The organism is Dyella psychrodurans (assembly GCF_003363265.1).
GTDB lineage: Bacteria > Pseudomonadota > Gammaproteobacteria > Xanthomonadales > Rhodanobacteraceae > Dyella_B > Dyella_B psychrodurans.
In genome coordinates this window covers 194,839-219,343 of record NZ_QRBF01000002.1, presented here as the reverse complement: position 1 = coordinate 219,343, position 24,505 = coordinate 194,839, and the positions used below count along the sequence as shown (strand labels likewise).

The following is a 24,505-nucleotide window of genomic DNA, read 5'->3' as shown; positions in this document are numbered from 1 at the left end:
ATGACCAACGGCTTGAACCAACGCGACTTCGCCCTCGATCCGGAAGACAACGCCCGGCTCGCCAACCTGTGCGGCCCGTTTGACGAACATCTGCGCCAGGTGGAATTGCGCTTGGGCGTGGAAATCGATCACCGCGGCAATCTCTTTCAGGTGATCGGCGAAGAGGGCGCCGCACGCGCGGGCGAAAAAGTGCTGAAGGCACTTTACGCAGCGACGGAAAACGAATCGCTGACGGGCGCGAAGATCAATCTGCAGCTTGCCGATTCGGGCATCGAAGCGATCACCGACGAAGCGGCCGAGAGCGCACAGGAAGTCACCATCAAGGTGAAACGCGGCGTCATCAAAGGCCGCGGCTCGAATCAGGCACGCTACCTGCATGCAATTACCACGCACGACATCAACTTCGGCGTTGGACCGGCCGGCACAGGCAAAACCTATCTTGCGGTAGCGAGTGCGGTCGAAGCACTCGAAGCCAATCGCGTGCAACGCTTGCTGCTCGTTCGCCCCGCAGTGGAAGCAGGCGAAAAGCTCGGCTTCCTGCCCGGTGATTTGTCGCAGAAAGTGGACCCGTACCTGCGCCCGCTTTACGACGCGCTGTACGAAATGCTCGGCTTCGAAAAAGTCGCCAAGCTGATCGAACGCAACGTGATCGAGATCGCGCCGCTTGCTTACATGCGCGGACGCACCCTCAACGACTCGTACGTGATTCTCGACGAAGCGCAGAACACCACCGTCGAGCAGATGAAGATGTTCCTCACGCGCATCGGTTTCGGCTCCGTGGCGGTGATCACCGGCGACGTCAGCCAGATCGACCTACCCCGCCACGTGCGCTCGGGCCTGCGTCACGCGGTTGAAGTACTGCGCGGCGTGGACGGCATCAGCTTCACTTTCTTTACCTCGCGCGACGTCGTGCGCCATCCTCTGGTGGCCAAGATCGTGCGTGCTTACGAAGCCTTCGAGGAATCGAACAATGGCGAGCAAGGTTCGGGGAAGCAAGGCAATGGCGGCAAGTAAGTCGCAGCCATCAGGTTCGCATATCGTTCATGTCAACTACGGTGTAGCACGTACCGGGCTGCCTTCTGCACGCAGCTTTCAACGATGGGTGGACGCCGCGCTGCGCGGCGCCAGGCGCCGCAAGGCTGCCGAGCTGTCCATCCGCATCGTTGATGCCAAAGAAGGCCGCAAGCTCAATCATGCCTACCGCGACAAAGACTATGCGACCAACGTGTTGTCGTTTCCGGCGGAACTCCCGCCGGGCCTGACCTTGCCGCTGATCGGCGACCTGGTGATCTGCGCGCCAGTGGTGGCGCGCGAATCGAAGCAACAAGGCAAGTTCGCCAATGACCACTGGGCGCACATGACCGTGCACGGCGTGTTACACCTGCTTGGCTACGATCACATCGACGACGCAGAAGCCGAAGCGATGGAAGCACTTGAAAAGCGGGTGCTTGCTGGACTTGGCATTGCCGACCCTTACGCGATCGAGCGTGACATCTAAGCGTCACATATCGCGTCTCCGCGATACATTCACCAAATCGAATCGCGACTAAACAACGCAATGTCGCCGCCAATGCGCGTTGGCGGATCTGGCACACCATCATCCATGGACGACGATCAACGGCTTAGCCGCACATCGTGCTGCGTAGCGCTAGCAATACATCGCACAACTGTCGAATGTTGATCTATGTCTCGTCGATGCAACGTTAAGCATGTTCATTTTTTGAACTGAAATCTAACTCGAATTGAGCGTTTGTGCATCGCAAGACAGGCGACGTTCATGGCCGAACCACTATTCCTTGTTCCCGTTCGGTGCTGACGCAGCGCATCAATCAGGAACCGTCGACAACGGAACGACGATTCGCGGCACGTAGGCCATCTGCCCGCCGGACGTTAAGCAATCAGCTGTCATCTCTGATGATGTGCACTTTCTCCGCCCCGCTTTGGCGCATGGGCGTAGGCGTCTGCGCGGCGCGAACTGACAGAGGCGAAACATCTTGAAGACCGAATTGCTTCCCAGAGAACCCAGCGAACGCTTGCCACATGCCACACCTCCACCTATTCGTGAGATCAAGCCTGCCAAGCCATCGCCTTTCGCCGTCGTACCGCGTCTCGCCGGCTACGCCTTGTTGGCGTTCATTGGATGGTTGTTGCTGTCCACGTTGTTCGAGCCGTGGGTCTCCGGCGACGCCACGCGTGCGATTCTCAATGCGCCGGCGATTCTCATCACCACGCCGATCAGCGGCACCGTCAGCGCGCAATACGCGCAGAACGGACAACCGATCAAGCCGGGCGAGACAGTCGCCGTCATCAAGAATGCGACCGTTGCGCACGACTCATTGACCACGATGCTCACGCAGCGTCTGGAATTGCAAAGCCATCTCGACGATCTCGACAGTCGTCTTCAGGCCGACCAGCGCATGCTCGACTACACCACGCAGCAATATCAGAAATACCAGCATGCCAGCGTGGCACAGCTTGAGAATTCCTACGAAGCCCTTCAGGCCCAGCAAGACGCGACCTCGGAGAAGCTGCAGGAACTCGATACCAAGTACACGCGCGCCATGGCACTGGAGCGCGACGGCGCCATCAGCGCAGCCGTCGTCGATGAAGCGCGTAGCGAAGCCGACGCGGCACGCAGCGAGGCCGATGCACTGGATCAGAACGCCCAGAACATCAGTGCGGGCATCGCCGCCGCCAAACGCGGCGTGTATGTTTCCGCCGGTCAGGACAGCAATGGCCAACTTCCGCAGCTGACGCAACGTCGTGCCGACCTGCAGAACAGCATCAAGGATGAACAGTCGCAGGCCGATGCCCTGAACAATCAACTGACGAATCTCAATCAGCTGATCGGGCACGAACAGGATCGCGTCCACGCGCTATCCGACTACGACGTCAAAGCCTATGCGCCCGGTACGGCGCAAGAAGTCATTGCGCCAGTCGGCACGCAGGTAACTGCTGGCGCAACCCTGGTGCGTGCCACCGATTGCCGCAAAAGCGATGTCGTTGCGGTCTTTCCTTCTCGCATGGCTTCGCGCCTGAACATAGGCACCGAGTTGCGCGTGCGCGTAAACGAATCCAGCCGTCCGCGCGATGCACACATCACACAACTGCTACCGAAAGTTACCGAGTCGCTGCAAAACAGCTTCAGCGCACCTTTCCCCTATGCCGAAGACGGCTCCGTCTACGCGCTCGCGCAGTGGGATGACAACAGTGCGGCAAACGACTCCGGCCCGGTTTCCTGCGCACCTGGTCGAAGCGTGGTAGCGAGCCTGCGCTGAAGCCTTATCGAAGGAGTACGCATGTCCTCGCGATGGCGTCATGTTGTAAACATCGGTCTGATTCTCACACTGGTTGCTTCCGCCACCCTTCACGCAACCGACGCTACCCGGCAGCAGCTTGCCGAGTCGAGTTGCTCCGCCTTGCGTTCGGCAGCCACATCGGCACCGGGAAACGGCCCGATGTTGCTGGCGAGTTATCCGAGCCTAAAAGGCAATGATGCAATACGCGCACTGGAGAACGTGGCATTCGTCTACGACAACGCACTGGCCGGCATTGCGCTCAGCGCCTGCGGCAGTCCGGAACAAGCGCAACGCATCGCAGACGCATTATTGCTTGCTGCCGCACACGACCCGTCCTTTGGAGATGGTCGTCTGCGCAATGCCTATCGAGCAGGCGCCATCAAGGGCGGCAAAGTCGAATTGCCGGGCTACTGGCAGAGCAAGGGCAACTACTGGAGCCAGGATCCTTATCAGGTAGGCACCGCGACTGGCAACGTGGCGTGGGCAGCCTTGCTGATGCTGACCGTCTACGACAACACGCACGATCGGCGTTATCTGGATGCCGCTGTCGCTCAGCTGCACTGGATCCAGGCCCACACCGCGAGTACCGGGCCCGCGGCGTATGAAGGCGGCCTGTTCGGCTATGACAACGCGCAACGCGCACAGCACTGGAAAGCGACCGAGCACAACATCGATGTCTATGCCGCGGCCACCTGGGCGAGCCGCGACGCCAACGACGCGACGCTTGTGCAACAAGCGAAGATCGCCGGCGACTTCGTCAACACGATGTGGGATGGCGCACAACATCGCTTCCTGGTCGGAACGCTGGATGATGGAAAAACCTTGTCGCGCGACAAGTCCGGCCTCGATGAGCAACTCTGGCCGCTGCTCGCCTTTCATCCCCATCCCGCCGACTGGAATCAGGTCTGGTCATGGGTCGAAGCACAGCATCGCAGCGGCGAAGGTTATGGCTATCGGCGTCAACCCGACGGCATATGGACCGAAGGCAGTGCACAAGCCGCCGCCGCCATGCAGGCCAGCGGAAAACAGGTGCCCGACAGTCTCTGGCAATTGCTCGCCGCGCAGCGCAGCGACGACGGCATGCTCTACGCCACGCCGCAGCCGCGTATAAGCACGGATTTCGCCATCGGCCCCACGTCGACCTACGCCGACTTTTTCTACTACCACTACCCGCACCTGGGCGCGACTGCCTGGGCCGCTCTGGCCGCCAAAGGCTGGAATCCCTTCACAGGGCGACCGATCGCCAGCGCGGAGAACACGCCATGAACTTTCCGGTCGATCAGATCACGCTATGGCAGCTGCTTGGCCTGACATTGCTGTTCGGTGTCGGCATGGCGCGTTTCGGCAACCCGCATCGGCCGGTTGATCGGCTCGTGTTCGGCCTGTTCTCCGGCGTGCTGTTGTTGCGCTACGCCATATGGCGCACCAACGATACCTTGCCGGATGCGACTCACGGTTTCGCGAGCGTGTGGTCCTATGTGTTCTACGCCTTCGAGATGGTCTCCGTGGTCTACACGCTGGCGACCATCGTCGTGATGGTGCGCAGGCGCGACTCGCGCCCCTTCGCCGATGCAGGCGAAGCGCGCTTGCGCGCAGCCGGCCGCGACGTCCCCGCGGTCGATGTGTTCATCGCCACCTACAACGAAGACCTTCAGATATTGGAAAAAACCATCGTCTCCGCGAAAGCGATCGACTATCCGCACGTCAACGTCTGGGTGCTGGACGACACACGCCGCGACTGGCTGCGCGATTACTGCGCGCGCATGGGCGTCCACTATCTGCGTCGCCCCGACAACCGCCACGCCAAGGCCGGCAATCTCAACAACGGCTTGAAGCTGTCTGCGCAAGAAACTAACGCACCCTACATCCTGGTGCTGGATGCCGACTTCGCGCCGCAGAAGAACATCCTCTACCGCGTGATGGGCCTCTTCCACGAGCGCAAAGTCGCGCTGGTGCAAACGCCGCAGTTCTACTACAACGCCGATCCGATTCAGCACAACCTGGGCGCCACCGACAGCTGGGTGGACGAGCAGCGCGTGTTCTTCGACGTGTTCCAGCCGTCGCGCGACGCATGGGATTCCGCTTTCTGTGTGGGCACGTCGTTCGTGGTGTCGCGCAGGGCGATCACGGAAGCGGGTGGCTTCCCCACCGACAGCGTGTGCGAGGACATCCACACCACCTATGTGCTTCGCAGGAACGGCTACATCACGCGCTGGCTCAACGAACGCCTTTCCGTGGGTTTGTCGGCCGAAGGATTGATCGAATACATCAACCAGCGCGGCCGCTGGTGCCTGGGCACGATGCAGGTGGCCATGCTCAAGGACGGCCCCTTGCGCGGCAAAGGCTACAACCTGATCGATCGCCTGCACTACGTCCACGGCATGCTGCACTGGATCGGCAAGCCATTCCTGCTGCTGATGCTGATTGCGCCCGTGCTGTACTGGTACTTCGGCATCGCCGCGTTCTACACCACGCCGCAAGCGTTCATGTTCTACGGCATGCCCGCGCTGCTCGGGTTCTGGTTCTACGGCCCATGGATCACCGAACGCAAAACGCTGCCGATCTTCACGGAAGTCACGCAGCTGGTAGCCGCCTACGCGGTGACCATGACCATGATCTCGGCATGTTTCCGTCCGTTTGGACGTCCATTCAAGGTGACCGCCAAAGGGCTCGACCGCAGCAAGGTGGTGGTGCACTGGAAACTGGCCGGCTTCTTTATCGCACTGATGTTGTTCCTGCAGGCCGGCGCGGCAAACACCATCCTGACCGCGCCGATGAGTGGCGGCATCATCTTCAATCTTGCATGGACGCTGATCGCGCTCGTATTGGATCTGGCCGCGATCATCGCCTGCGTGGACCTGCCGCGCCTGCGGCATGAGGAACGTTTCCCCTATTCGCATGCGACATACTGGCGGCAAGGCCATCACGTGCAGTCCAGCGAGTTCATCGACATTTCGCTGAGCGGCGCGGCCATGCGCCATAGCCCCGTGATGCCGGTGCCTGGGGAAATGCTCGAAGTCTCCGTTCCCGACGTGGGCTGGGTTCCCGCGCGCGTCGCGCGCCTGAGCAAGCATCGACTGTGCGTGCAGTTCGAGCCGAACGAAGCCATGCGGCATCGACTGATCAGGCTGATCTTCTGCCATACGCCGCACAACATCGCCGTCAAAGCCCGCCCGCTGCGCGCCTTTGCGCAATTGATGCGCGCGGCCGGCGTATCCCTTCCTCCGCGATGACTTTGGAGATAACCATGAAGCCCCTGCTCCTTTCCACCGCACTCGCCAGTTGTCTGCTGGCCGGCTGCTCCATGGAACCGACTTACCAGCGGCCCGCGATGCCGGTGCCCAACAACTATCCGTCGAGCAGCGCGACAACGCCGACGGCGCCCGATGTCTCGGCCGACATGGTCGATCAGGATTGGCGCGTGTTCTTCAAGGATCCGGTGTTGCAGCAGCTGATCCAGATCGCGCTGGACAACAACCGCGACCTGCGCGTGGCCGCCGCCAATATGGCCGCGGCACGTGCGGACTACGGCGCGGCGCGTGTGAACCTTTTCCCGGAAATTGACCTGCAGGGTTATGCCGGACGCCAACGCCTGCCGGCGATGTCGCAACAGCCCGCCGCCGGCCTGCTCGGCCCGATCCAGAACAATCGCAACACGGCCACCACGTTCAACACGTATCAGGTGCAGGCGGGCATGACGAGCTATGAGCTGGATTTCTTCGGCCATCAGCGCGCGATTGCGCACGAGTCCGGAAAGCTGGCGGCGGCCAGCGCCGCGGATTATCAAGCAGCGCGCATCGCGCTGATCGGCGAAGTGGCCGATGCCTATCTGTCGCTCCAGGCGGATCGCACCTTGCTGCTGCTGGCCGAACAGACGACGACCGGCCAGGAGCAACATGCCCAGGTGATGCAGAAGGCCTACCGCGACGGCGGCGCATCGGAATTCGACATGCGTCGTTCCCAGACCCAGGTCGACTCTGGCCAGGTCGACGTGCAGAGCATGGAGATTCGCGTCGCTAAGGACATCAACGCCATGGCGGTATTGCTCGGCCAGCCGCTGCCGGCCGGCTACGACTCGCCTCGCCCCTGGCAGGCGCCGCTGCTGGTCGATGTTCCCGCTGGCCTCCCGTCTTCGCTGCTGGATCGCCGCCCCGACGTCATCGCCGCCGAAGACCGGCTGCGCGCCGCCAATGCCGACATCGGGCGCGCCCGCGCCGCATTCTTCCCCAGCATTGCGTTGACCGGCGTGCTCGGCGTCTTGAGTGGAGGCCTGTCGAACCTGTTCACGGCCGGCTCGGGGGCGTGGACGGTCGGAGCCTCCGGCGCGATGCCGCTGTTCGACTGGGGTAAGAACAGGAACAACCTGGCCGCCAGCAAGGCCCGCGACACCGGAGCCGTTGCCGCCTACGAAGGCACCGTGCAGGAGGCGTTCCGCGAGGTGGCTGACGCGCTGGTCACCCGCGACCACATCGTGCCCGCCCTGAAATCCCAGGCGGAACTCGTGGATCAATCGCAACACGTTTATGCGATTTCGCAGGAGCGCTTCAAGGAAGGCCTGGATAACTACATCTCGACCGAGGACGCCCAGCGGTCGCTCTATGGCGCCCAGCAGCAGCTGGTCAGCCTGGAGCTGGCGCAGGCGGTCAACCAGGTCAACCTTTACAAGGCTCTGGGCGGCGGCTGGCGCCAGGCCCCCGCGGCCAACACGGCGGGCCTTGCCAAGGCATCCTCGCCTCGGCCGCTGGCGGCGACCTCCCGCTAAGGCGAGAGGCTGTCGGCCCGGAGCCCGGTGAGGGGCTCCCGTCCCTCGGCAAGGCCTTGTTCTGAATCGTCATAGTTTTTCCGCTAGACTGTTTGTTCCGCCCTCTCCGGGCAGAACTTACAAGAGTAATGAACGAGGACCCTGGCAGTACCAGCGGCCCGGTCCACCGAAAATGGTGGGATCGACTGGGCCATCTGTTTTCCGGCGAACCCCGCAACCGCGAAGAACTGATCGACGAGTTGCGCACCGCCCAGGCCAATGGCCTGCTCAGCGCCGATACCCTTCCCATGCTGGAAGGCGCGCTGCGAGTTACCGAACTGAATGTCGACGACGTGATGGTGCCGCGCGTCCAGATCGTGATGATCGACGTCGACGCACCGCTCAGCGACATCCTTGCCCAGGTCGTCGAATCCGGGCATTCCCGCTTCCCCGTGCATGGCGAAGACAAGGACGAGATCCTTGGCGTCCTGCTGGCGAAGGATCTGCTCAAGTACTTCGGCAATGGCGCGGATTTCGACATCCGCTCGATGCTGCGCCCGGCGGTACTGATTCCCGAATCGATGCGCCTGAACGTGCTGTTGGCGGAGTTTCGCCGCAGCCGCAACCACATGGCGCTGGTGGTGGACGAATACGGCGGCGTCGCCGGCCTCATCACCATCGAGGACGTACTGGAAGAAATCGTCGGCGAGATCGACGACGAGCACGACGACGAGGAAGAACCCGATCTGATGCACGCCCAGGCCGAGGGCGAATGGATCGTGGACGCGCTCACCCCGATCGCCGACTTCAACGAGGAAATCGGTGCCGCCTTCTCCGACGAAGAGTTCGACACCATCGGCGGCATGGCCACTTCCGAATTCGGACATCTGCCGGAAGTGGGCGAAGAGATCGACATCGGCGATTTCAAATTCCACGTCACGCAAGCCGACGACCGTCGCGTGCTGCAGTTCCGCGTGGTACGCCGCTAAGCATTGCCTCCTCTCCCCTTCGGGGGAGGGCCGGGGCTCGCCAAAAGCCCCAGCGATTAAGACAGGTCGCCTGAGGCTCGCCATCGCCGCAACACACATCGGCTACCCTAACGCGTCCTCCCAAACCGCTCATCCCATGACCCTGGCCGGCCGCATCGCCCTCATCGCCCTGTTGTTCCTGAGCTGCGCACTATCCCCGGCCCGCGCCGATGTCGCAGATGCTCAAGGCCAGAACCTGGAAGTCTCGCTGATCACCTACGGCCCCGGCGACATCTACTGGGAGCGCTTCGGCCACGACGCGATCGAACTGCGCGACACCGTCAGCGGCGAAGAAGTGGACTTCAACTACGGGATGTTCAACTTCGACGAGAAGAACTTCTTCCTCAATTTTGCACGCGGCCGCATGCACTACCTGATGGACGCGGAACCGACCACCGACGAAGAGAGTTACTACGTACAAGTCGGCCGCTCGGTGACACGCCAACGCCTGGCACTCACGCCGCAACAAGCCGCCGCCCTGCGCGACTTTCTGTTCTGGAACCTGCGTCCCGAAAACGTCGGCTACAACTACGACTACTACATCGACAACTGCACCACTCGCGTGCGCGACGCGCTGGACCGTGCACTGGGCGGCGTCATCAAGGCCCGCCTCACCACCATGCCAGGTGGCATGACCTACCGCCAGCAGACGATTCGCCTGATGAGCGCACAGCCATGGCTGATGCTCATCCTCGACCTCGGCCTCGGCCCCTACGCCGATCATCCGCTCAACGCCTGGCAGGAAAGTTTTCTGCCGGAAGAACTGCAGAAAAACATCCGCGCCGCTACGGTATCCAATGGCCACGGCGGCACCATGCCGTTGGTGCAAAGCGAAGACCTGCTTTCGCCCAATCGCCTGGATGTACCGCCTGCAGCACCACCTGATTTGCGCGTCCCACTTGGCATTGCAGGACTTCTAGTCGCCGTCGCTCTGGTGCTTACCTGGCGTCGTGCGCGCTTCGCCTATGCCACGCTCGGCAGCGTTTTCCTGGTGTTTGCCGGTGTTGCAGGTTTGCTGATGCTGACCCTCTGGACCTTGACCGAGCATCACTCCGCGTGGGCAAACGCCAATTTGTTGCTCTTCAATCCGTTGGCTTTCGTGCTGATACGCGCGTTGTGGCGATCGCGACGGAATCTCGCTGCGTCGCGCCTCGCGAACGCAACGGTGATGCTGCAACTTATCGCGTTGTTGGTTGCCCTGTTATTTCACCTATTGCCTGGCGTAGTTCAACAGAACCAACCCTGGGTTTTGTTTGCACTGCCATGCTGGCTGGCCCTGGCGTGGACATTTCGACAACACAAGCAGATCCAGTGATCTCATTACGGTGAATTGGCCAGCGCAAGATTGCCTCCACCGCCAACGCGGAGCATCATCACTGCATGCACATGCATACGACCGACCGCCCGCCTCTCGGCGATCAGACGATCGAAGGCCCGATGGTCGTCAATTGCGTAGCCTATCGAAACGATGGCACGCGGCTGAGAGATATCAACATAGATCAAATCAGCGACGTGCTCGAAAAACCCGATACGTTCGTATGGGTGGGCCTGCATGAGCCCGACGAGCCGCTTCTCGCGAAACTCCAGGAAGAGTTTTGTCTGCATGATTTGGCCGTGGAAGATGCCCAGCATGCTCATCAGCGCACCAAGGTGGAGACTTACGGCGACTCGCTTTTCATTGTGGTGCAAACCGCACAACTTGTAAGTGGCCACATCGCGTTCGGCGAAACGCACATCTTCCTGGGTAAGCGCTATCTGATCACGGTACGCCACGGCGCGTCTTTGTCTTACACGCCAGCACGGCGCGCCTGCGAAATGTCTCCGGAACTCCTGGCCCACGGCCCAGCCTATGCGCTGTACGGAGTACTCGACTTTATCGTCGGCAACCTCATGCCCATCGTGCGGGACTTCCGCCAGGAGCTACAGGAACTCGAGCAGGACATTTTCTCCGATACGTTCAACCGCGACACGGTGCGCCGTCTGTACGACATGCAGCGCGACCTGATGACACTCCGCCTCGCCGTGGCGCCGATGCAGGATGTCATCAACCAACTCGCGCGCCTGCATCCGGAATTTGTACCCAAGGAACTTCGCGCTTACTTCCGCGATGTCTACGACCACGTATTTCGTGTCAACGAATCCATCGGCGCCATGCGCGAGATGCTCACGGCAGCAATCAATGTCAATCTTTCGCTTGTAACGTTCGGGCAGAACGAAGTGATGAAAAAGCTCGCCGGCTGGGCCGCCATGCTGGCAGCGCCGACACTGATCACCAGCTGGTACGGCATGAATTTCACGCATATGCCGGAGCTTGCGAAACCCTGGGCGTATCCCACCATCATCGGCGTCGTCGCCTGTCTTGTAAGCGCCATTTATCTGGCACTCAAACGAGCCAAATGGTTTTAGCCGCTCACCACTAAAAAGCAAAGAGGCGATGCCCGGTCATTGCGAGCATCGCCTCTTTCGTTTATTGCGCGACCGGCGTTTCCGTCGCGCCGGCCATGGCAACGATACTCAAAGCCTTACTGGCTCGACGATGCGCCCTTGGCCGTCCACTTCTTCAACCACGCATTCACCGTTTCGTGCCAAAGCACGCTGTTCTGCGGCTTGAGCACCCAGTGATTTTCATCCGGGAAGGTCAGGAACTCGCTGGGAATACCCTGACGCTGTAGCGCCGTGAACGCACCCAGACCCTGCGTGATCGGAATTCGGAAGTCATCGCCCGAATGCACCACCAGCATCGGCACGCGCCAATCCTTGACATGATTGATGGGATTGAACTTCTCGTAGTTCTCCGGCGCATCGAACTGCGGGCCGCCGTTCTCGCGCTCTTCGAACCAGAGTTCATCCGTGGCGTAGTACATCATGCGCGCATCGAAAACACCGTCGTGGTCGACCAGGCACTTCCACGGCTTGTTCCACGCGCCGGCGATCCAGTACGTCATGTAACCGCCGTAGCTGGCGCCTAGTGCGCAAGCGCGATCGCCGTCGAGGAAATGATACTTGTCGAGCGCCGCCTGCCAACCAAGCTTCAGGTCTTCCAGGGGCTTGCCGCCCCAATCACCCGAGATGGAATCGGTAAAGGCCTGCCCATAACCGGTGGAGCCGTGAAAGTTGATGGTAACGACCGCAAAACCCTGCCCCGCGTACGTCTGTGGATTCCAGCGATAACTCCAATCGTTGTTCATCGCACCCTGCGGACCGCCATGGATGATGAAAGCCACCGGATACTTTTGACCGGACTTGTAACCCACCGGCTTGACCACGTAGCCCTGCACGGTTTCGCTGTTCCAGCCCTTGAAGGTGAAGAACTGGACATCGCCCATCCGCGCATTCTTGAGGCGCTCGGCGTTGAAGTGCGTCACCTGCTTCAGATCGTGACCGTTGTCAGACACTGTATAAAGGTCGGACGGCCGCTTGAGATCGTCGCGCGCAAGCAGTATCCGTTTCCCAGCCATTGAATAGGCGGCCACCGAACCGTCACCCACCAGCTTGTCGACCTTGCCGCTGGCCACATCCACGGCAAACAGGGGATGCTGCCCTTCATCATCGGCCGTGACGTACAAGGTCTTGCCGTCAGCGCTGATTTGCATGCTGCCGGCAGAGCGATCCCAGGAGGGATCCACTTCATGCTTGGCACCGGTGGCAAGGTCCAGCGCCATGATGCCGAAGCGATCGGCTTCGAAGCCCGGCGTTTTCATGGCCAGGTAATAAAGCGTCTTGCCATCCGGCGAAGGCACGGGATAGGCGTCCCAGGCGTGGTTGTCGGCCGTGAGGTTCTGCGGAGCCGAGGAACCGTCGACCGGTACTTTGTAGATATCGAAATTCGTGGACCAGGGTTCGCTGTTGCCGGCGATACGCACGTCGAAATAAACCGTGCTGCCGTCCGGCGAGAACGCGAACTCGCTTTCGTCGCCGAATGGCTTGCTGGGAACATCGCCATCGATGCCGCGGATCAACAATGTCGGCTCGATCGGCAAGGTGCCGTCGGCATTGAAATGGGCGATGTAGATCTGGCTGCGACGACCGTCCGACCAGGTGTCCCAATGCCGCACGAACAATTTCTGATAAACCGTTCCCGAGGATTTGTCCTTGGCACGACCATCGAGGCGCTCCTTGGTGCAGGCAAGGTCGTTGCAATCGGTAAAGACCGCGTACGACAGCAAGACGCTCTTACCATCGGGCGACAGCTTGTAGCTGTCGATATCCAGTGATCCGTGGCTGACCTGGACCGATGCAGCGCCAGCGGTCAAATCAAGGCCATGTTTGCCGGCGGAAAAATCCAATCGCCACAATTGACCGACACCATTGGACGGCGCCAAGTAATAAAGGCTGCGTCCATCGGACGACCAGCGAGGCGAGGATGCTCCCGTGACGCTCAGTCGGACTGGCTGGCTGCCCGAAGAGCCAAGATCCTGTACATAGAGCGAGTTTACACCCTTGTTTGCAGCGTAGTCGGTGCTGCGAACGCTGAAAACCGCGTAATGCCCATCCGCCGACAGTTGCGGGTCGCTCACGCGTTCCAGCATCACCAGATCGCTGACATCGAATGGATGAGGCGAGCTGCTCTGCATCAACGTACCGCCGGAAGCACTCGCCGCCGTGGCAATACCAGCCGTTGCAAGCAGCAATGATGCAAACATGAGTTTCATGCCATCTCCTCGAATTAAGAGCTACAGTGACAAAGATCGGAACGGCGCCCGATTTTCGACCATTTGAATGAAGCCACTCTACGCACGCTTCGTACGGCCTTGTAAATTACCCGACGCGAAAACGCTTACAGGAATCCCTGGTTCGTCTATGAATGATACTGTGACAGCAGCCACGATCCCGATGGCATGTACAACTTTCAAGGACCGTCGCGCAGCCTCGGCGATCACGCAAATTCATCATGAAATTGATGTCATCAAGGCCGATCGTGTGGCGGGCGTGTCGATGAAGTGGCATCGCATGGCCCAACAAGCCAACTGTTACATACTCTGACATTTACACAAGCCCATACTGCTTTGGGACTAGGCCATTCGCGCAGACAATGGCGATATCTACGTGTACGCGACATATCACTTCCCCTTCGACGTCAGTCCAGCGCGGATGGCGTTGGCCGCATTCTGCCGTGCATGCAACCCTCTTCTCATGTCCCAGGCTCCGGGCAGCTGAGCCGCGCTACTTCATTCCGTATCGCGGAGCGAAAATCATGCTTGGTTTTTTGCTCTGCACGGGCGCATCGACGCCGAGTCGTAAAGCGCCTCCTCCACCACCGGATCGCTCAACGCATGCCACGGCTTAAGAAAGTGAATGCGCAACATGCGTTCCAGGCCCACAGGGCGACGACCTCCTTCGGCACGAACTTGGGATAGAACGGTTCGATCGCCGCGCACAACTCGGACCACAGCACCACCTTGTCTATCTCGGCCAGAAAAACGTCCCGCCGCGTGGGCTTGTGATGTACCTCAAATCCACTCTCGGCTTGTGTGGCCAAGGTCAACGGCTCGGGCATCTTCCACACTCTACCGATGAGGGCTTCGCTTCGACCACAAGGCAAAATCAAAGCTTCCTTAGCAATGTCTCTTATCTGAAAGCAACGATGGATCATCTGTAATGCGAACACGACCGACAAAGCCAAAGTCGGCCATTGTGGACAACGACCATGTGCGATAGCTTTGCCGGATAATCCAGGGCGGGCATCCAATGTTTTTCAACGCGGCTTTTCGCAGCAAGTGGGCCTTCATTCTCTGCGCAATTACGATAACCCTGATTGTTGCCATCAGCTATTGGCCGGTGGCGCATGCGCAATTCGTCTACGACGATATCCTCGACTTCCAAAAAATGGCCTGGCTGCGCCACGGCAGCGACTGGCATCAATATTTGTTCCGCGGATTCAACGGTTGGTTCAACTACTTCCGCCCGCTTGGCGTTGCCTTGTTCACCCTGGAGGTGCGCCTGTTCAACGCGCAACCAGAGCCGATGCATCTGGTGTCCCTACTTATCCATCTGTTCAACACGCTTCTGGTGGGGATGCTGGCCAAGCTGACTTGCGACAGGGTCTTTCCTTCCAACAGGCACCCCTGGATGATTGTCGTCCCGATGCTGCTCTACGGGCTGCATCCGCTCCTCGTCGAACCCGTTGTCTGGATCGGCTGCCAGTTTGAACTTACCGCTACACTCTTCATGCTGTTGGGATGGGTAGCCAACCTTGGCATCGCAAATGCGACACCTAGGGCTGTCAGCATTGCTATCTGCTTTTTTTTGGCTGCCTGCTCGAAGGAATCGGCGCTGGCATTCCCTTTCATCATCGCCATATTCGATTGGTTTATCCAGCCCGAGCCACATGCCAGCAAGCTGACCCAGCTGCGCACGCTACTTGTCCGTAACTGGCCAACTTACCTAGCCATCCTATTGGCGGGCGGTGCATATCTGGCTTTGCGCCATTGGGCGCTTGGTGCGCTCATCCCCACTGGCAACGCGCATCCGTTGCCGATCTGGGCACGTTTGCAAGGAGCGAGTTTTCTCTATCTGCGCTATTGGCAGATGTTTTTCTGGCCGACCGTAGGAATGGGCCCGATGCATCCCGTTCCCATGCAACCCTTTCTGGGCTTCGGGGCAGCCACTGTCCTACGGGATATTGGTGCAGCCTCCATTCTGCTGGCTGCAACCCTTTTTGCCCTGCGTCGGTTGTATATCGCCGGCTTGGTGCTGTGTACCACCTTTGCGCTGCTGCCGGTTTTACACATCATCAGCATCAATTTTGACACGAGCTTCTACCATGAACGCTACGCCATGACGGGGCTGGCGGTGGCGTGTGCCTGGTTGCCGGCAGCACTTCTTCAAATTCCTTCCCGCTCGCACCGCATCTTGGCTTTGACCGGCATGTTGGTAGTAGCGGTTTGGTCGGTTATATCGATAGCCACCATTCGCGTAACCGTGCCACTGTGGTCCACCCAGTTGAAACTGTGGCAATGGGCCGTAGAGACGAGCCCCGACTTCGTTATTGCCAAGAATCAACTGATCGAGACGTACCTCAATGAAGGAGATGATGCTTCGGCATGGAAGCTCATCGCTGAGGTTGTCAACAGTAAAGAGCGGTGCATGAGCTGCATGCTCAACGCCGCCATTTTGTCCGTACGCGAAAACAAACCGGAGCGCGCCTCGTTCTTCCTACAAAAAATAAAGGACATGCCAGAACTCTATCTAAACGTAGAGTCCCATCAGACCTACCTCACCACTGTCGGTCAGATAGAGCTCCTGGAAAGGCACCCGAGCGATGCAGAAGGTGCGGAACGAGCCGCCATCGCTCTGGACAGTCTTAATGCCGAACCTCAAATCTTCCTTGCTGTCGCATTAGTCCAGCAGGGAAAGATTGCGGAAGCCCAGCAGGTAGAGGCCACAGCTATTACCCTTCTGGGCCCGGAAGATCAGGCTAAGCAGCGCAGAGTATTTGATCAGCTTGTGAAGTCCTGGCAGGCCGATGCCACAAAGAACCCATGACGCCAAGGGGCAACCTTTCCTTTTTGGAGCGCCCCATGGCAGACCAATGGTGACGTGAATCACACTTCCAAGCCCCCCACTCGCTCGAAGACAAGCGCAAGACAACTTTGGCCGCAAACATAAAAGCCTTGGTACGAAGCCTGCATCTAGCTTCGGCTGTACACCAGGGGACACACACATGTACCGAAACAATCAAAGTCGAGGCTTTACGCTGATCGAGCTAATGATTGTCGTGGCGATCATTGCCATTCTCGCGGCCATTGCCATCCCGGCCTACCAGGACTACCTAATCCGGGCTCAGGTCTCGGAAGGCGTGAGCCTGGCTGACGGCGCCAAAGCGGCCGTATGGGACTATGCCGCAAATACTGGGCAATTCCCGACCTCCAATCAGTCGGCGGGCTTGCCCCCGGCGGCGTCGATCACCGGCACCTATGTTTCCGGAGTCAATGTCAGTGGCGGCCAAATCACGGTCGCATTTGCTAACTCAGCGACCAATCTGGCAATCCAACAGCAGACTCTTGTGCTCTCACCTACCTTGGGAACCGGTAGCATCAATTGGGACTGCGCCAACCACAGCTCCATCCCCGGCAAGTACCTGCCATCGATTTGCCGCAAATGATCGGATACGACGAAAGTTGGGCGCGAATGGACAAAATTTGTCACCCCGCGCCACCGCACCAGAGCTAGCCCCAGGCCACGACCACGAAGCTGATCCGCCCTGGCCCAAGCAAACGTTGACGCCGTAACCAACCGGTTGTGATCGTTTGCACAATGCCTGCCACCGCCGGCAAAATGACCGGGACAGAGCGAAGTCGTGGCATATAAGATGCTTCGAACTGTCAGCTTCCTGGTCGTTCCTGACCATGACGTTTTGGGGTTCGAGCCCGCCTAGGGGGTATCGGGGCCGGAACCCAGGGGGCAACACGTTAGCTAGCCAACAGAGGAACTACCATGAAGAACATGCAGAAAGGCTTCACCCTGATCGAGCTGATGATCGTCGTGGCGATCATCGCCATCCTGGCGGCCATTGCTATCCCGGCCTACCAGAACTATCTGATCCGCGCTCAGGTATCGGAAGGTACTGTGCTGACAGACGGCGTTAAGACTGCCGTTGCTGAGTACTACTCGAACCACGGCAATTGGCCGACGGACAATAATGCCGCTGGTTTGCCGGCGAACGCCAACTCCATCTCTGGCAAGTACGTCTCCCAGGTTGCGGTTGCGACCGGCGTCATCACTGCGACGTTCGGCGGAACGCAGGTGAACTCGGCAATCAGTGGTGACACGTTCATTCTGTCGCCCACCAACAATGGCGGTTCCATTTCCTGGACCTGCAGCAGTGCGTCCGCGACCGTTCCTACCAAGTATCTGCCGTCGTCGTGCCGCTAAGTTAACGAGCACCTCGAGAATGTGTAAGAAGGGCCGCCCCGTGCGGCCCTTCTTTTCATGCAGGACCTCGCGCTGCGATTACGCTCCATTCTCAAAGCAATGCCATGCAAGCTCACGCTTGCGACCCATGTGTTTTAAGACCGGCCCAGTGACCTGATGCCCTTCAAACCCTCGCCGCAACGAGTTCCCCGCCTCACGGTCGCGCTGCACCTTCTGGCTTTAGCCGCATTGCTCACATCCGCGTGGTTTGTCTATCGGCCCGGTCTATCCGGCGCCTTTCTCTTCGATGACTTAGGTAGCCTGCCCAAGCTTGGCGCCACCGGCCCCGTGGACCACTGGGACACGTTCTGGCGTTACATCACCTCTGAAACGGCTGACCCCACGGGACGGCCGCTAGCGATGTTGAGCTTCCTGCTCAATGCGCGCAATTGGCCTGCGGCCCCCTATCCGTTCAAGGTGACCAACGTCATCTTGCACCTCTTCAACGGCGCGCTGCTGGCTGTCGTGCTATGGAAACTAGGGCGTACGTTGGCATATCCGAAAGCCAACGAGGACGTGCAGGCATTACATGTTCCGGATGGTGGGCAAAGCGCCCCGGATACTCGCCGCGTCGCGATTGCCGCATTATTCGGGGCCGGATGCTGGCTGGTGCATCCGCTGCTGGTCTCAACCACGCTCTATGTAGTGCAGCGGGCGGCCATGCTCTCGGCGACTTTCATACTAATCGCCATTCTTGGCTGGATGGCTTCACGCACCAAGCTGATACATGGCTATTCCGCGTTAGCACTGGGAGGCATGGCCGCATCGGCATGGTTATGCACGCTGCTAGCCGTGCTGTGCAAGGCCAATGGTGCTCTGCTGCCGCTGATGCTGTTGCTGATCGAATGGATCGTGCTGACACCACGCCATCCTATGCGTTCACCGGACAGCAAGAAGCTGATGAATCTTGCGGTTACGATCTTTCTGATCTTACCCACCATTATATTGGTTGGCTATCTCATCCAGATGTTGCCTGGCGCGATACGCGATACGCCAAATACTCGTGGATGGACGGTTGGACAGCGCCTGTTGACGGAACCGCGCGTGTTGACCGATTACCTGCGCCTGCTATTCGTGCCGCACGCTTATTCAAGTGGATTGTTCAACGATGCCTTCCCGGTTTCCAACGGCTGGCTGGATCCGATGTCCACACTTCCATGCGCCCTGTTTATCCTCGCTCTGATCGGAGCGGGCTTTGCGCTGCGCAAACGCCACCCGGCCATTGCGCTCGCATTGCTATTCTACTTCGCGGGGCAACTGATGGAGTCAGGCTGGGTTCCCCTGGAACTCTACTTCGAGCACCGCAACTACCTGCCCGCCATGTTGCTGTTCTGGCCGATCGGCCTGGCACTGGGACAGCAGGGGCCTCTGCGCCTCATGCGGACGCTGACAGCCTTTGTGGTGCTTGCGCTCATGGGGATGTTGAGCACGCAACGTGCGGCATTGTGGGGCAACGCCGTGCAGCAAGCCCGGATGTGGGCTGCCATCAATCCCGATTCCGCGCGCGCGCAAACCAGCGCAGCCCTCTACGACTTGCAGAACAACCACCCCGAATTGGCCGCCGCCCGCCTGCAGACGGCATTGCCGACACACCCCGACGATGTACAAATTTCCCTCAATCTCATCACGGCGGAATGCAGACTGGGCGCGGTAAATCCCGCAACAATTCAAGCGGCGCGCACGGCGCTATCCAACGATCGCGTGGGCAACGGCGCAGCTTTTCATTGGTTTGGAGACACCCTGGCACTCCTAACGAAACATGCTTGCAAGGGGTTTGATGACCACGATCTCCAGAGCTTGCTGGATGCTGCGTGGCGCAATCCACATTGGCGGCCTTATCCCGGTATACGACAGGATCTCTATCATCTCCAAGGTAGCCTGGACCTTGTCCGTCAACAGCCACAACAAGCCCTGCAAGACTTCGACCTCGCACTGGAACAAGCGCCTGGCCCCGCGATAGCGCTACGCCAGGCAGCCGCGCTGGGCACTTCAAATTACCCATGTCTGGGGTTGCTCCAACTCGATCACTTCGCTGCCTTACCCAAGCCACCGGAATCCGGCTTCAGCATGTCGCGCATCCATGCATGGGTATTGCAGCGGCAAAGCTATTGGGACCGGGAAATCGCCAATCTTCGGCAAGAACTCGCCAACGCTGCCTCACCATCGCAATGCTCCGCGCAGTAGCCGAGGTACGTATACGGGTCGCATTTCACCTAAGCTTTCCCTATGGCTAACCGTCATCCCACCGCATGAAGATCCGATCCGGCACTATCGATTCAACGGCATTCATGGTGGCGCTTGCGGCGCTATTGCTCGTCGCCTGGCTTGCGTACCGTCCGGGAATTGATGGAGCGTTCCTGCTTGATGATTTTCCCAACCTCTCGGTGCTGGGCACCAATGGTCCGGTTGCTCACTGGGATGCCTTCTGGCGCTACGTCACGTCCGGCAGCGCGGACCCAACAGGCAGGCCTCTGGCCCTGATGTCTTTCCTGATCGACGCCAGCGATTGGCCGGCACCCGCCTCACCCTTCAAATACACGAACATTCTGCTGCACCTTCTGAATGGCGTGCTTTTGTGCTGGGCCATGTTGAAGATCGGCAAGCGCCGCGGCCTGCGCGAAAACCAGGCCGCCACCATGGCGTTGATCGGCAGTGGCATCTGGTTGCTACAACCGCTGTTCGTTTCCACGACGCTGTATGTCATACAACGCGAAGCGATGCTGCCGGCGACATTCACCTTCATCAGTATCATTTGCTGGTGTTCCGCGCGAAATGCATTCGATGTCGGCAAGCGCACCCAGGCCATCACAGGGATGATGGCGGCGGCATGGTTCTGCACCCTGGTTGCGGCCTTGGCCAAGCCGAACGGCATGTTGTTGCCGCTGCTATTGGCCGCAGCGGAAGCGACGGTTTTGCGCGACAGCGATGCCGCGGCGAAACCGGACCAACGAGCGCGACGCGTCTCAACCACCATTCTTCTGGGTTTGCCGATCGCGCTGTTGGCCGTCTACCTGGTACAGGCGTGGCCCGTCGCAGTGCGAATCGCCTCGACGGATCGGCCATGGAGCGTGGGACAGCGCCTGCTCAGCGAGCCCCGCGTCCTTGCCAGCTACCTGCGCATGCTATGGATTCCGCAGATGAACTCCACCGGGGTTTTCTACGATCAGATCCAAGCATCGAGCGACCTTCTGCATCCATGGACGACCTTGCCAAGCATCATCTTCATCTCATGTCTGGTGGTGTTCGGTTGGTTGGCGAGACAACGCTTTCCGTGGCTAGCGTTCGCAATCCTGTTCTACTTCGCGGGACAATTGTTGGAAAGCTCCTTCTTTCCGCTGGAGCTTGCATTCGAGCATCGCAACTACCTGCCAGCCGCGTTCATGTTCGTCCCGGTTGGGTTTTGGTTCACCACTCCACGAGCACAGTCCCTACCTTGGCGCGCCGCAGCCGTCGCACTTTTATGTTTGCTGGCGGGCATGACCTGGATGTATGCGAGCGTCTGGGGAAATTTGCGATTGCAGGCGCGCTTATGGGGCCGCATCAATCCGGACTCGCCTCAGGCACAAGTTTTTGCCGCCGAAGTCGAAGCGGCTTCCGAAGGGCTTCCGAAAGCCATCAAAACGCTACGTGCTTCTGCAATGAGAATGCCGAATCAACCAGAGGTCGCGTTGACACTGGTGGATCTCCAGTGCCGATCCGGTTCGGTCGACCCGCAGTCGTGGCAATTGGCCATCCATTCGCTGTATCTTGCGAGCACGGGATGGAACAACATTGCCAATTGGCTCATCACCAGCATACCCAATGCAACCGGCGAGCGGTGCCAAGGGTTGACCATATCCGCCCTGCAGCAGGCCTTGGATGCCGCCGAATCCAACCCGGCGCTGACAAGGTCGCATGGGCACGACGACGCATTCGAACGCGCCAGCGCCGCACTGCATTTAGCCAACGGCCAACCCCAGCAAGCAGCCGCCCAGTTCGATGCCTTGCTTGCCGACTCCCCAAGCGAAAGCACCGCATTTGAGCAAGCGCAGGCACTGAATGCCGCAGGTCACCCTGAACTGGCACTTGAAGTCCTGAACCGCTTTGCCGCCCTACCGAACCATGCTGATCAGGGCATCAATATGGCGCGGCTACATGCCTGGGTACTGCGCAAGCAAGGCTTCTGGCGGAACCGACTCTACGCCTTGCACCAGTCGCTGGAATTAGCAGTGAAAGTCAAAACCGGGAAGGCATCGGACGGGCGTCCCCTTGACATTCAGTCGGGGTCTCTACATCCCGTCTCACCTTATCAAGGCATATCTGATCCGAGTACGCCTTAAAAAATTGAAACGCTCGGCGGCCGACATACCCGCTCCGAGTGACGTTCCGCACGAATATTGAGACAACTATCCGCCTATGCAAAAAGCATCCAGGAAATCGAATTACCGCATACGTCTCTGGCAACCGTGGCTACTGATGTTCATCGGAATCTTAGTGACAGCTGCCGTATATTGGCCGGGCTTGAATGGCGGCTGGCTGTTCGACGACTACCCCAACATCGTCGACAACCACGACGTGCAGCCGACTACGGCCACCGTTGCATCATTGACGAATGTCGCACTTTCTTCACCGTCGAGTGAATTCAAACGCCCTCTGGCGTCATTGAGCTTCGCACTCAATTATCTAGCTACGGGCCTAAACCCATATTGGATGAAGCTGACCAATCTGGTCATTCATTTGTTGAACGGGTGGCTGGCGTTCCTTCTGGCAAAGCGCCTTTTGCAAGCTTCCTCACTCCGTTACAACACGCAGCAGTTTGATGAAAAGGAAATTACACGGGTTTGCATAATCGCGGCATTGGTCGCCGGCGGCTGGTTGCTTTTACCCATCAACCTCACCGGCGTGCTATATGTGGTACAACGCATGGAAAGCATGGCCAACGTGTTTGTATTTCTTGGCCTGATCGGGTACGTCATTGGCAGGCAGCGCATGCTGGCCACCCCAATCGCATCATCTGATGGATGCGTGCCATCGAGGCATCGCAAGCTCTTTATTTCGTCTCAGTGCCCTGGCCTCGTTCTATGCTTGCTTAGCGTAACGTTACCAACAGTCATTGGTGTTCTCGCCAAAGAAACTGCTGCTTTATTGCCGCTGTATGCACTTCTCGCCGAATGGAGTCTCTTCGGCTTCCGAAGATCCATGATTGCCTCATCGCGCTGCGACGTGGGCGAACATTCCAGCCCCTCCAAAGACAGCGCTCAAATCGCCTCGAGCGCGAGAGATTGGCGCATTTTTACTTTGTTCCTGGTCGTATTGGCGTTGCCCATGATCATGGGGCTCGCCTGGCTGATACCTGGCCTGCTTAAAGTCCAAGCGTGGGCCACGCGCGATTTCACCATGACCACGCGGTTGCTCAGTGAAGCCCGCATCGTGGTGGATTACTTCGTCTGGACGATGTTTCCGACACCGCATGCCCTGTCGTTCTACCACGACGACTTCCGCATCTCGACGAGCTTGCTGCAGCCTTGGACGACGCTCGCTTGCATCCTTGCCCTGGCGGCTATGGTTGTTGCGATCTTCGCCCTTCGCAAACGCAGGCCTCTCGCCGCCCTCGGCTTGGCACTGTTCCTCGGCTGCCAACTGCTCACCGCGACCATCATCCCGCTGGAGCTGATCTTTGAACACCGCAACTACTTCGCCAGCTTCGGCTTGATGCTGGCGTTCATTCCATTGCTGGTCCCATTTGACCACCGAACAATTGGCGAACGCCGTTTCACCATTGCACGCAGCGTGCTGCTGGCGGGCCTGCTTTTGCTCTGGACAGGGCAGACATTTGTCACTTCCATCGAGTGGAGTAACCCCGTCAGCTTGGCTGAATCACTGGCTGCTCGCAGGCCGACATCGCCGCGTGCCCAATATGAACTGGGGCGCACTTACATCATCTACTCGAAATACGACCCGGACTCGCCCTTCACCAAGCTGGCTTACGCACCACTCGAACGCTCGGCCGCATTGCCAAACTCATCAATCCTTGCCGAGCAAGCCCTGATTTTCATGAATGCGCGGATGCACCTGCCAGCCAAGGATGCCTGGTGGGACAGCCTGATCGGCAAGCTCAAGGCGCACAAGCCGAGCGTCCAGGATGAAAGCTCATTGGCGTCGCTGACCCAGTGCGTGCGAGACAACCTTTGCGACCTGCCCGTCAATCGCATGATGCAGGCTTTCATGGCGGCGCTTTCGCATCCCGATCCCAGTGCCCGCCTGCTCTCCAATTACGGCGATTACAACTGGAACGTGCTCGGCGACAGGGTGCTTGGTTTGCGCTTGGCCAAAGCGGCCGTGGAGGCTGCCCCAAGCGAGCCGGTCTATCGCATTACGCTGGTAAGAATGCTTATTGTGCTTGGAGACAAGGGCGAGATACCGCTGCAGATGAAGGCATTGCACAGCATGAACATCGGTGACAGGCTAGGTGCTAGCATCCGAGCCCTGCAGCAACAGATCGATACATCGAATCTTCTACCATCGGCGTCGTCCCTGCCGTGATG

Annotated in this window: 18 protein-coding genes and 1 pseudogene; 16 read left to right on the top strand and 3 right to left on the bottom strand. The window is 59.1% G+C overall.

Annotated elements, in window-relative coordinates; translation table 11 throughout:
- The 8 genes from DWU99_RS07245 to DWU99_RS07210 all read left to right on the top strand — a co-directional run bounded on the left by DWU99_RS07245 (position 1) and on the right by DWU99_RS07210 (position 10,383).
- Positions 1 to 1,014 carry a PhoH family protein gene (locus tag DWU99_RS07245; protein ID WP_115477358.1) on the top strand — a complete coding sequence of 338 codons (1,014 nt, stop codon included), beginning with the start codon at positions 1 to 3 and terminating at the stop codon, positions 1,012 to 1,014.
- Positions 1,001 to 1,498 (top strand): rRNA maturation RNase YbeY, encoded by a 498-nt coding sequence (gene ybeY, locus DWU99_RS07240; RefSeq protein ID WP_115477357.1) that lies wholly within the window; start codon positions 1,001 to 1,003, stop codon positions 1,496 to 1,498. Before DWU99_RS07245 ends, ybeY begins: the two co-directional genes overlap by 14 nt.
- 496 nt (positions 1,499 to 1,994) lie before the next feature.
- Positions 1,995 to 3,278, top strand: a complete 1,284-nt coding sequence (locus DWU99_RS07235; RefSeq protein WP_115477356.1) for an HlyD family secretion protein — start codon at positions 1,995 to 1,997, stop codon at positions 3,276 to 3,278.
- 21 nt (positions 3,279 to 3,299) lie between these two features.
- Positions 3,300 to 4,565 (top strand): hypothetical protein, encoded by a 1,266-nt coding sequence (locus DWU99_RS07230; RefSeq protein ID WP_199535730.1) that lies wholly within the window; start codon positions 3,300 to 3,302, stop codon positions 4,563 to 4,565.
- Entirely contained in the window at positions 4,562 to 6,532 is a 1,971-nt protein-coding gene (locus DWU99_RS07225; RefSeq protein WP_115477355.1) for a glycosyltransferase, read from the top strand. The genes DWU99_RS07230 and DWU99_RS07225 overlap by 4 nt, the downstream gene beginning before the upstream one ends.
- Positions 6,533 to 6,546: 14 nt before the next feature.
- Positions 6,547 to 8,061: an efflux transporter outer membrane subunit gene (locus tag DWU99_RS07220; RefSeq protein ID WP_158543246.1), complete on the top strand. Its 1,515-nt coding sequence runs from the start codon at positions 6,547 to 6,549 to the stop codon at positions 8,059 to 8,061.
- Between the two features lie 128 nt (positions 8,062 to 8,189).
- Positions 8,190 to 9,029, top strand: coding sequence for a CorC family transporter (locus DWU99_RS07215; protein WP_115477353.1), 840 nt, complete (start codon positions 8,190 to 8,192; stop codon positions 9,027 to 9,029).
- A gap of 136 nt (positions 9,030 to 9,165) precedes the next feature.
- Complete coding sequence (locus DWU99_RS07210; RefSeq protein WP_115477352.1) at positions 9,166 to 10,383, top strand: lipoprotein N-acyltransferase Lnb domain-containing protein; 1,218 nt, start codon at positions 9,166 to 9,168, stop codon at positions 10,381 to 10,383.
- A gap of 5 nt (positions 10,384 to 10,388) precedes the next feature.
- Here DWU99_RS07210 and DWU99_RS21175 read toward each other — a convergent pair whose 3' ends face one another.
- Positions 10,389 to 10,622: a hypothetical protein gene (locus tag DWU99_RS21175; RefSeq protein ID WP_233510951.1), complete on the bottom strand. Its 234-nt coding sequence runs from the start codon at positions 10,620 to 10,622 to the stop codon at positions 10,389 to 10,391.
- Between DWU99_RS21175 and DWU99_RS07205 the strand changes: the two genes are divergently transcribed.
- Positions 10,611 to 11,474 carry a magnesium and cobalt transport protein CorA gene (locus tag DWU99_RS07205; protein ID WP_233510949.1) on the top strand — a complete coding sequence of 288 codons (864 nt, stop codon included), beginning with the start codon at positions 10,611 to 10,613 and terminating at the stop codon, positions 11,472 to 11,474. The genes DWU99_RS21175 and DWU99_RS07205 overlap by 12 nt on opposite strands.
- A 116-nt stretch (positions 11,475 to 11,590) precedes the next feature.
- Here DWU99_RS07205 and DWU99_RS07200 read toward each other — a convergent pair whose 3' ends face one another.
- Positions 11,591 to 13,720 carry a S9 family peptidase gene (locus DWU99_RS07200; protein ID WP_115477350.1) on the bottom strand — a complete coding sequence of 710 codons (2,130 nt, stop codon included), beginning with the start codon at positions 13,718 to 13,720 and terminating at the stop codon, positions 11,591 to 11,593.
- Positions 13,721 to 13,868: 148 nt separating this feature from the next.
- Here DWU99_RS07200 and DWU99_RS07195 point away from each other — a divergent pair, with 148 nt between their 5' ends.
- Complete coding sequence (locus DWU99_RS07195; protein WP_115477349.1) at positions 13,869 to 14,051, top strand: hypothetical protein; 183 nt, start codon at positions 13,869 to 13,871, stop codon at positions 14,049 to 14,051.
- Positions 14,052 to 14,287: 236 nt separating this feature from the next.
- Here the strand turns inward: DWU99_RS07195 and DWU99_RS07190 are convergent.
- A pseudogene (locus tag DWU99_RS07190) lies at positions 14,288 to 14,565 on the bottom strand (transposase); the annotation flags it as partial.
- Positions 14,566 to 14,756: 191 nt separating this feature from the next.
- On the opposite strand from DWU99_RS07190, the gene DWU99_RS07185 reads away from it, so the two are divergent.
- The 6 genes from DWU99_RS07185 (at position 14,757) to DWU99_RS07160 (ending at position 24,503) form a co-directional block, all read left to right on the top strand.
- Positions 14,757 to 16,553 carry a tetratricopeptide repeat protein gene (locus DWU99_RS07185; RefSeq protein ID WP_115477348.1) on the top strand — a complete coding sequence of 599 codons (1,797 nt, stop codon included), beginning with the start codon at positions 14,757 to 14,759 and terminating at the stop codon, positions 16,551 to 16,553.
- 178 nt (positions 16,554 to 16,731) lie between these two features.
- Positions 16,732 to 17,172 (top strand): pilin, encoded by a 441-nt coding sequence (locus tag DWU99_RS07180; protein WP_115477347.1) that lies wholly within the window; start codon positions 16,732 to 16,734, stop codon positions 17,170 to 17,172.
- A gap of 332 nt (positions 17,173 to 17,504) precedes the next feature.
- Positions 17,505 to 17,942 (top strand): pilin, encoded by a 438-nt coding sequence (locus DWU99_RS07175; protein ID WP_115477346.1) that lies wholly within the window; start codon positions 17,505 to 17,507, stop codon positions 17,940 to 17,942.
- Positions 17,943 to 18,098: 156 nt separating this feature from the next.
- Positions 18,099 to 20,165 carry a tetratricopeptide repeat protein gene (locus DWU99_RS07170; RefSeq protein WP_147292897.1) on the top strand — a complete coding sequence of 689 codons (2,067 nt, stop codon included), beginning with the start codon at positions 18,099 to 18,101 and terminating at the stop codon, positions 20,163 to 20,165.
- A gap of 65 nt (positions 20,166 to 20,230) precedes the next feature.
- A complete protein-coding gene (locus DWU99_RS07165; RefSeq protein WP_115477344.1) occupies positions 20,231 to 22,300 on the top strand; it encodes a tetratricopeptide repeat protein in 2,070 nt (689 codons plus the stop codon).
- Between the two features lie 136 nt (positions 22,301 to 22,436).
- Positions 22,437 to 24,503, top strand: coding sequence for a hypothetical protein (locus tag DWU99_RS07160; protein ID WP_115477343.1), 2,067 nt, complete (start codon positions 22,437 to 22,439; stop codon positions 24,501 to 24,503).
- The last annotated feature ends 2 nt before the right edge of the window (positions 24,504 to 24,505 follow it).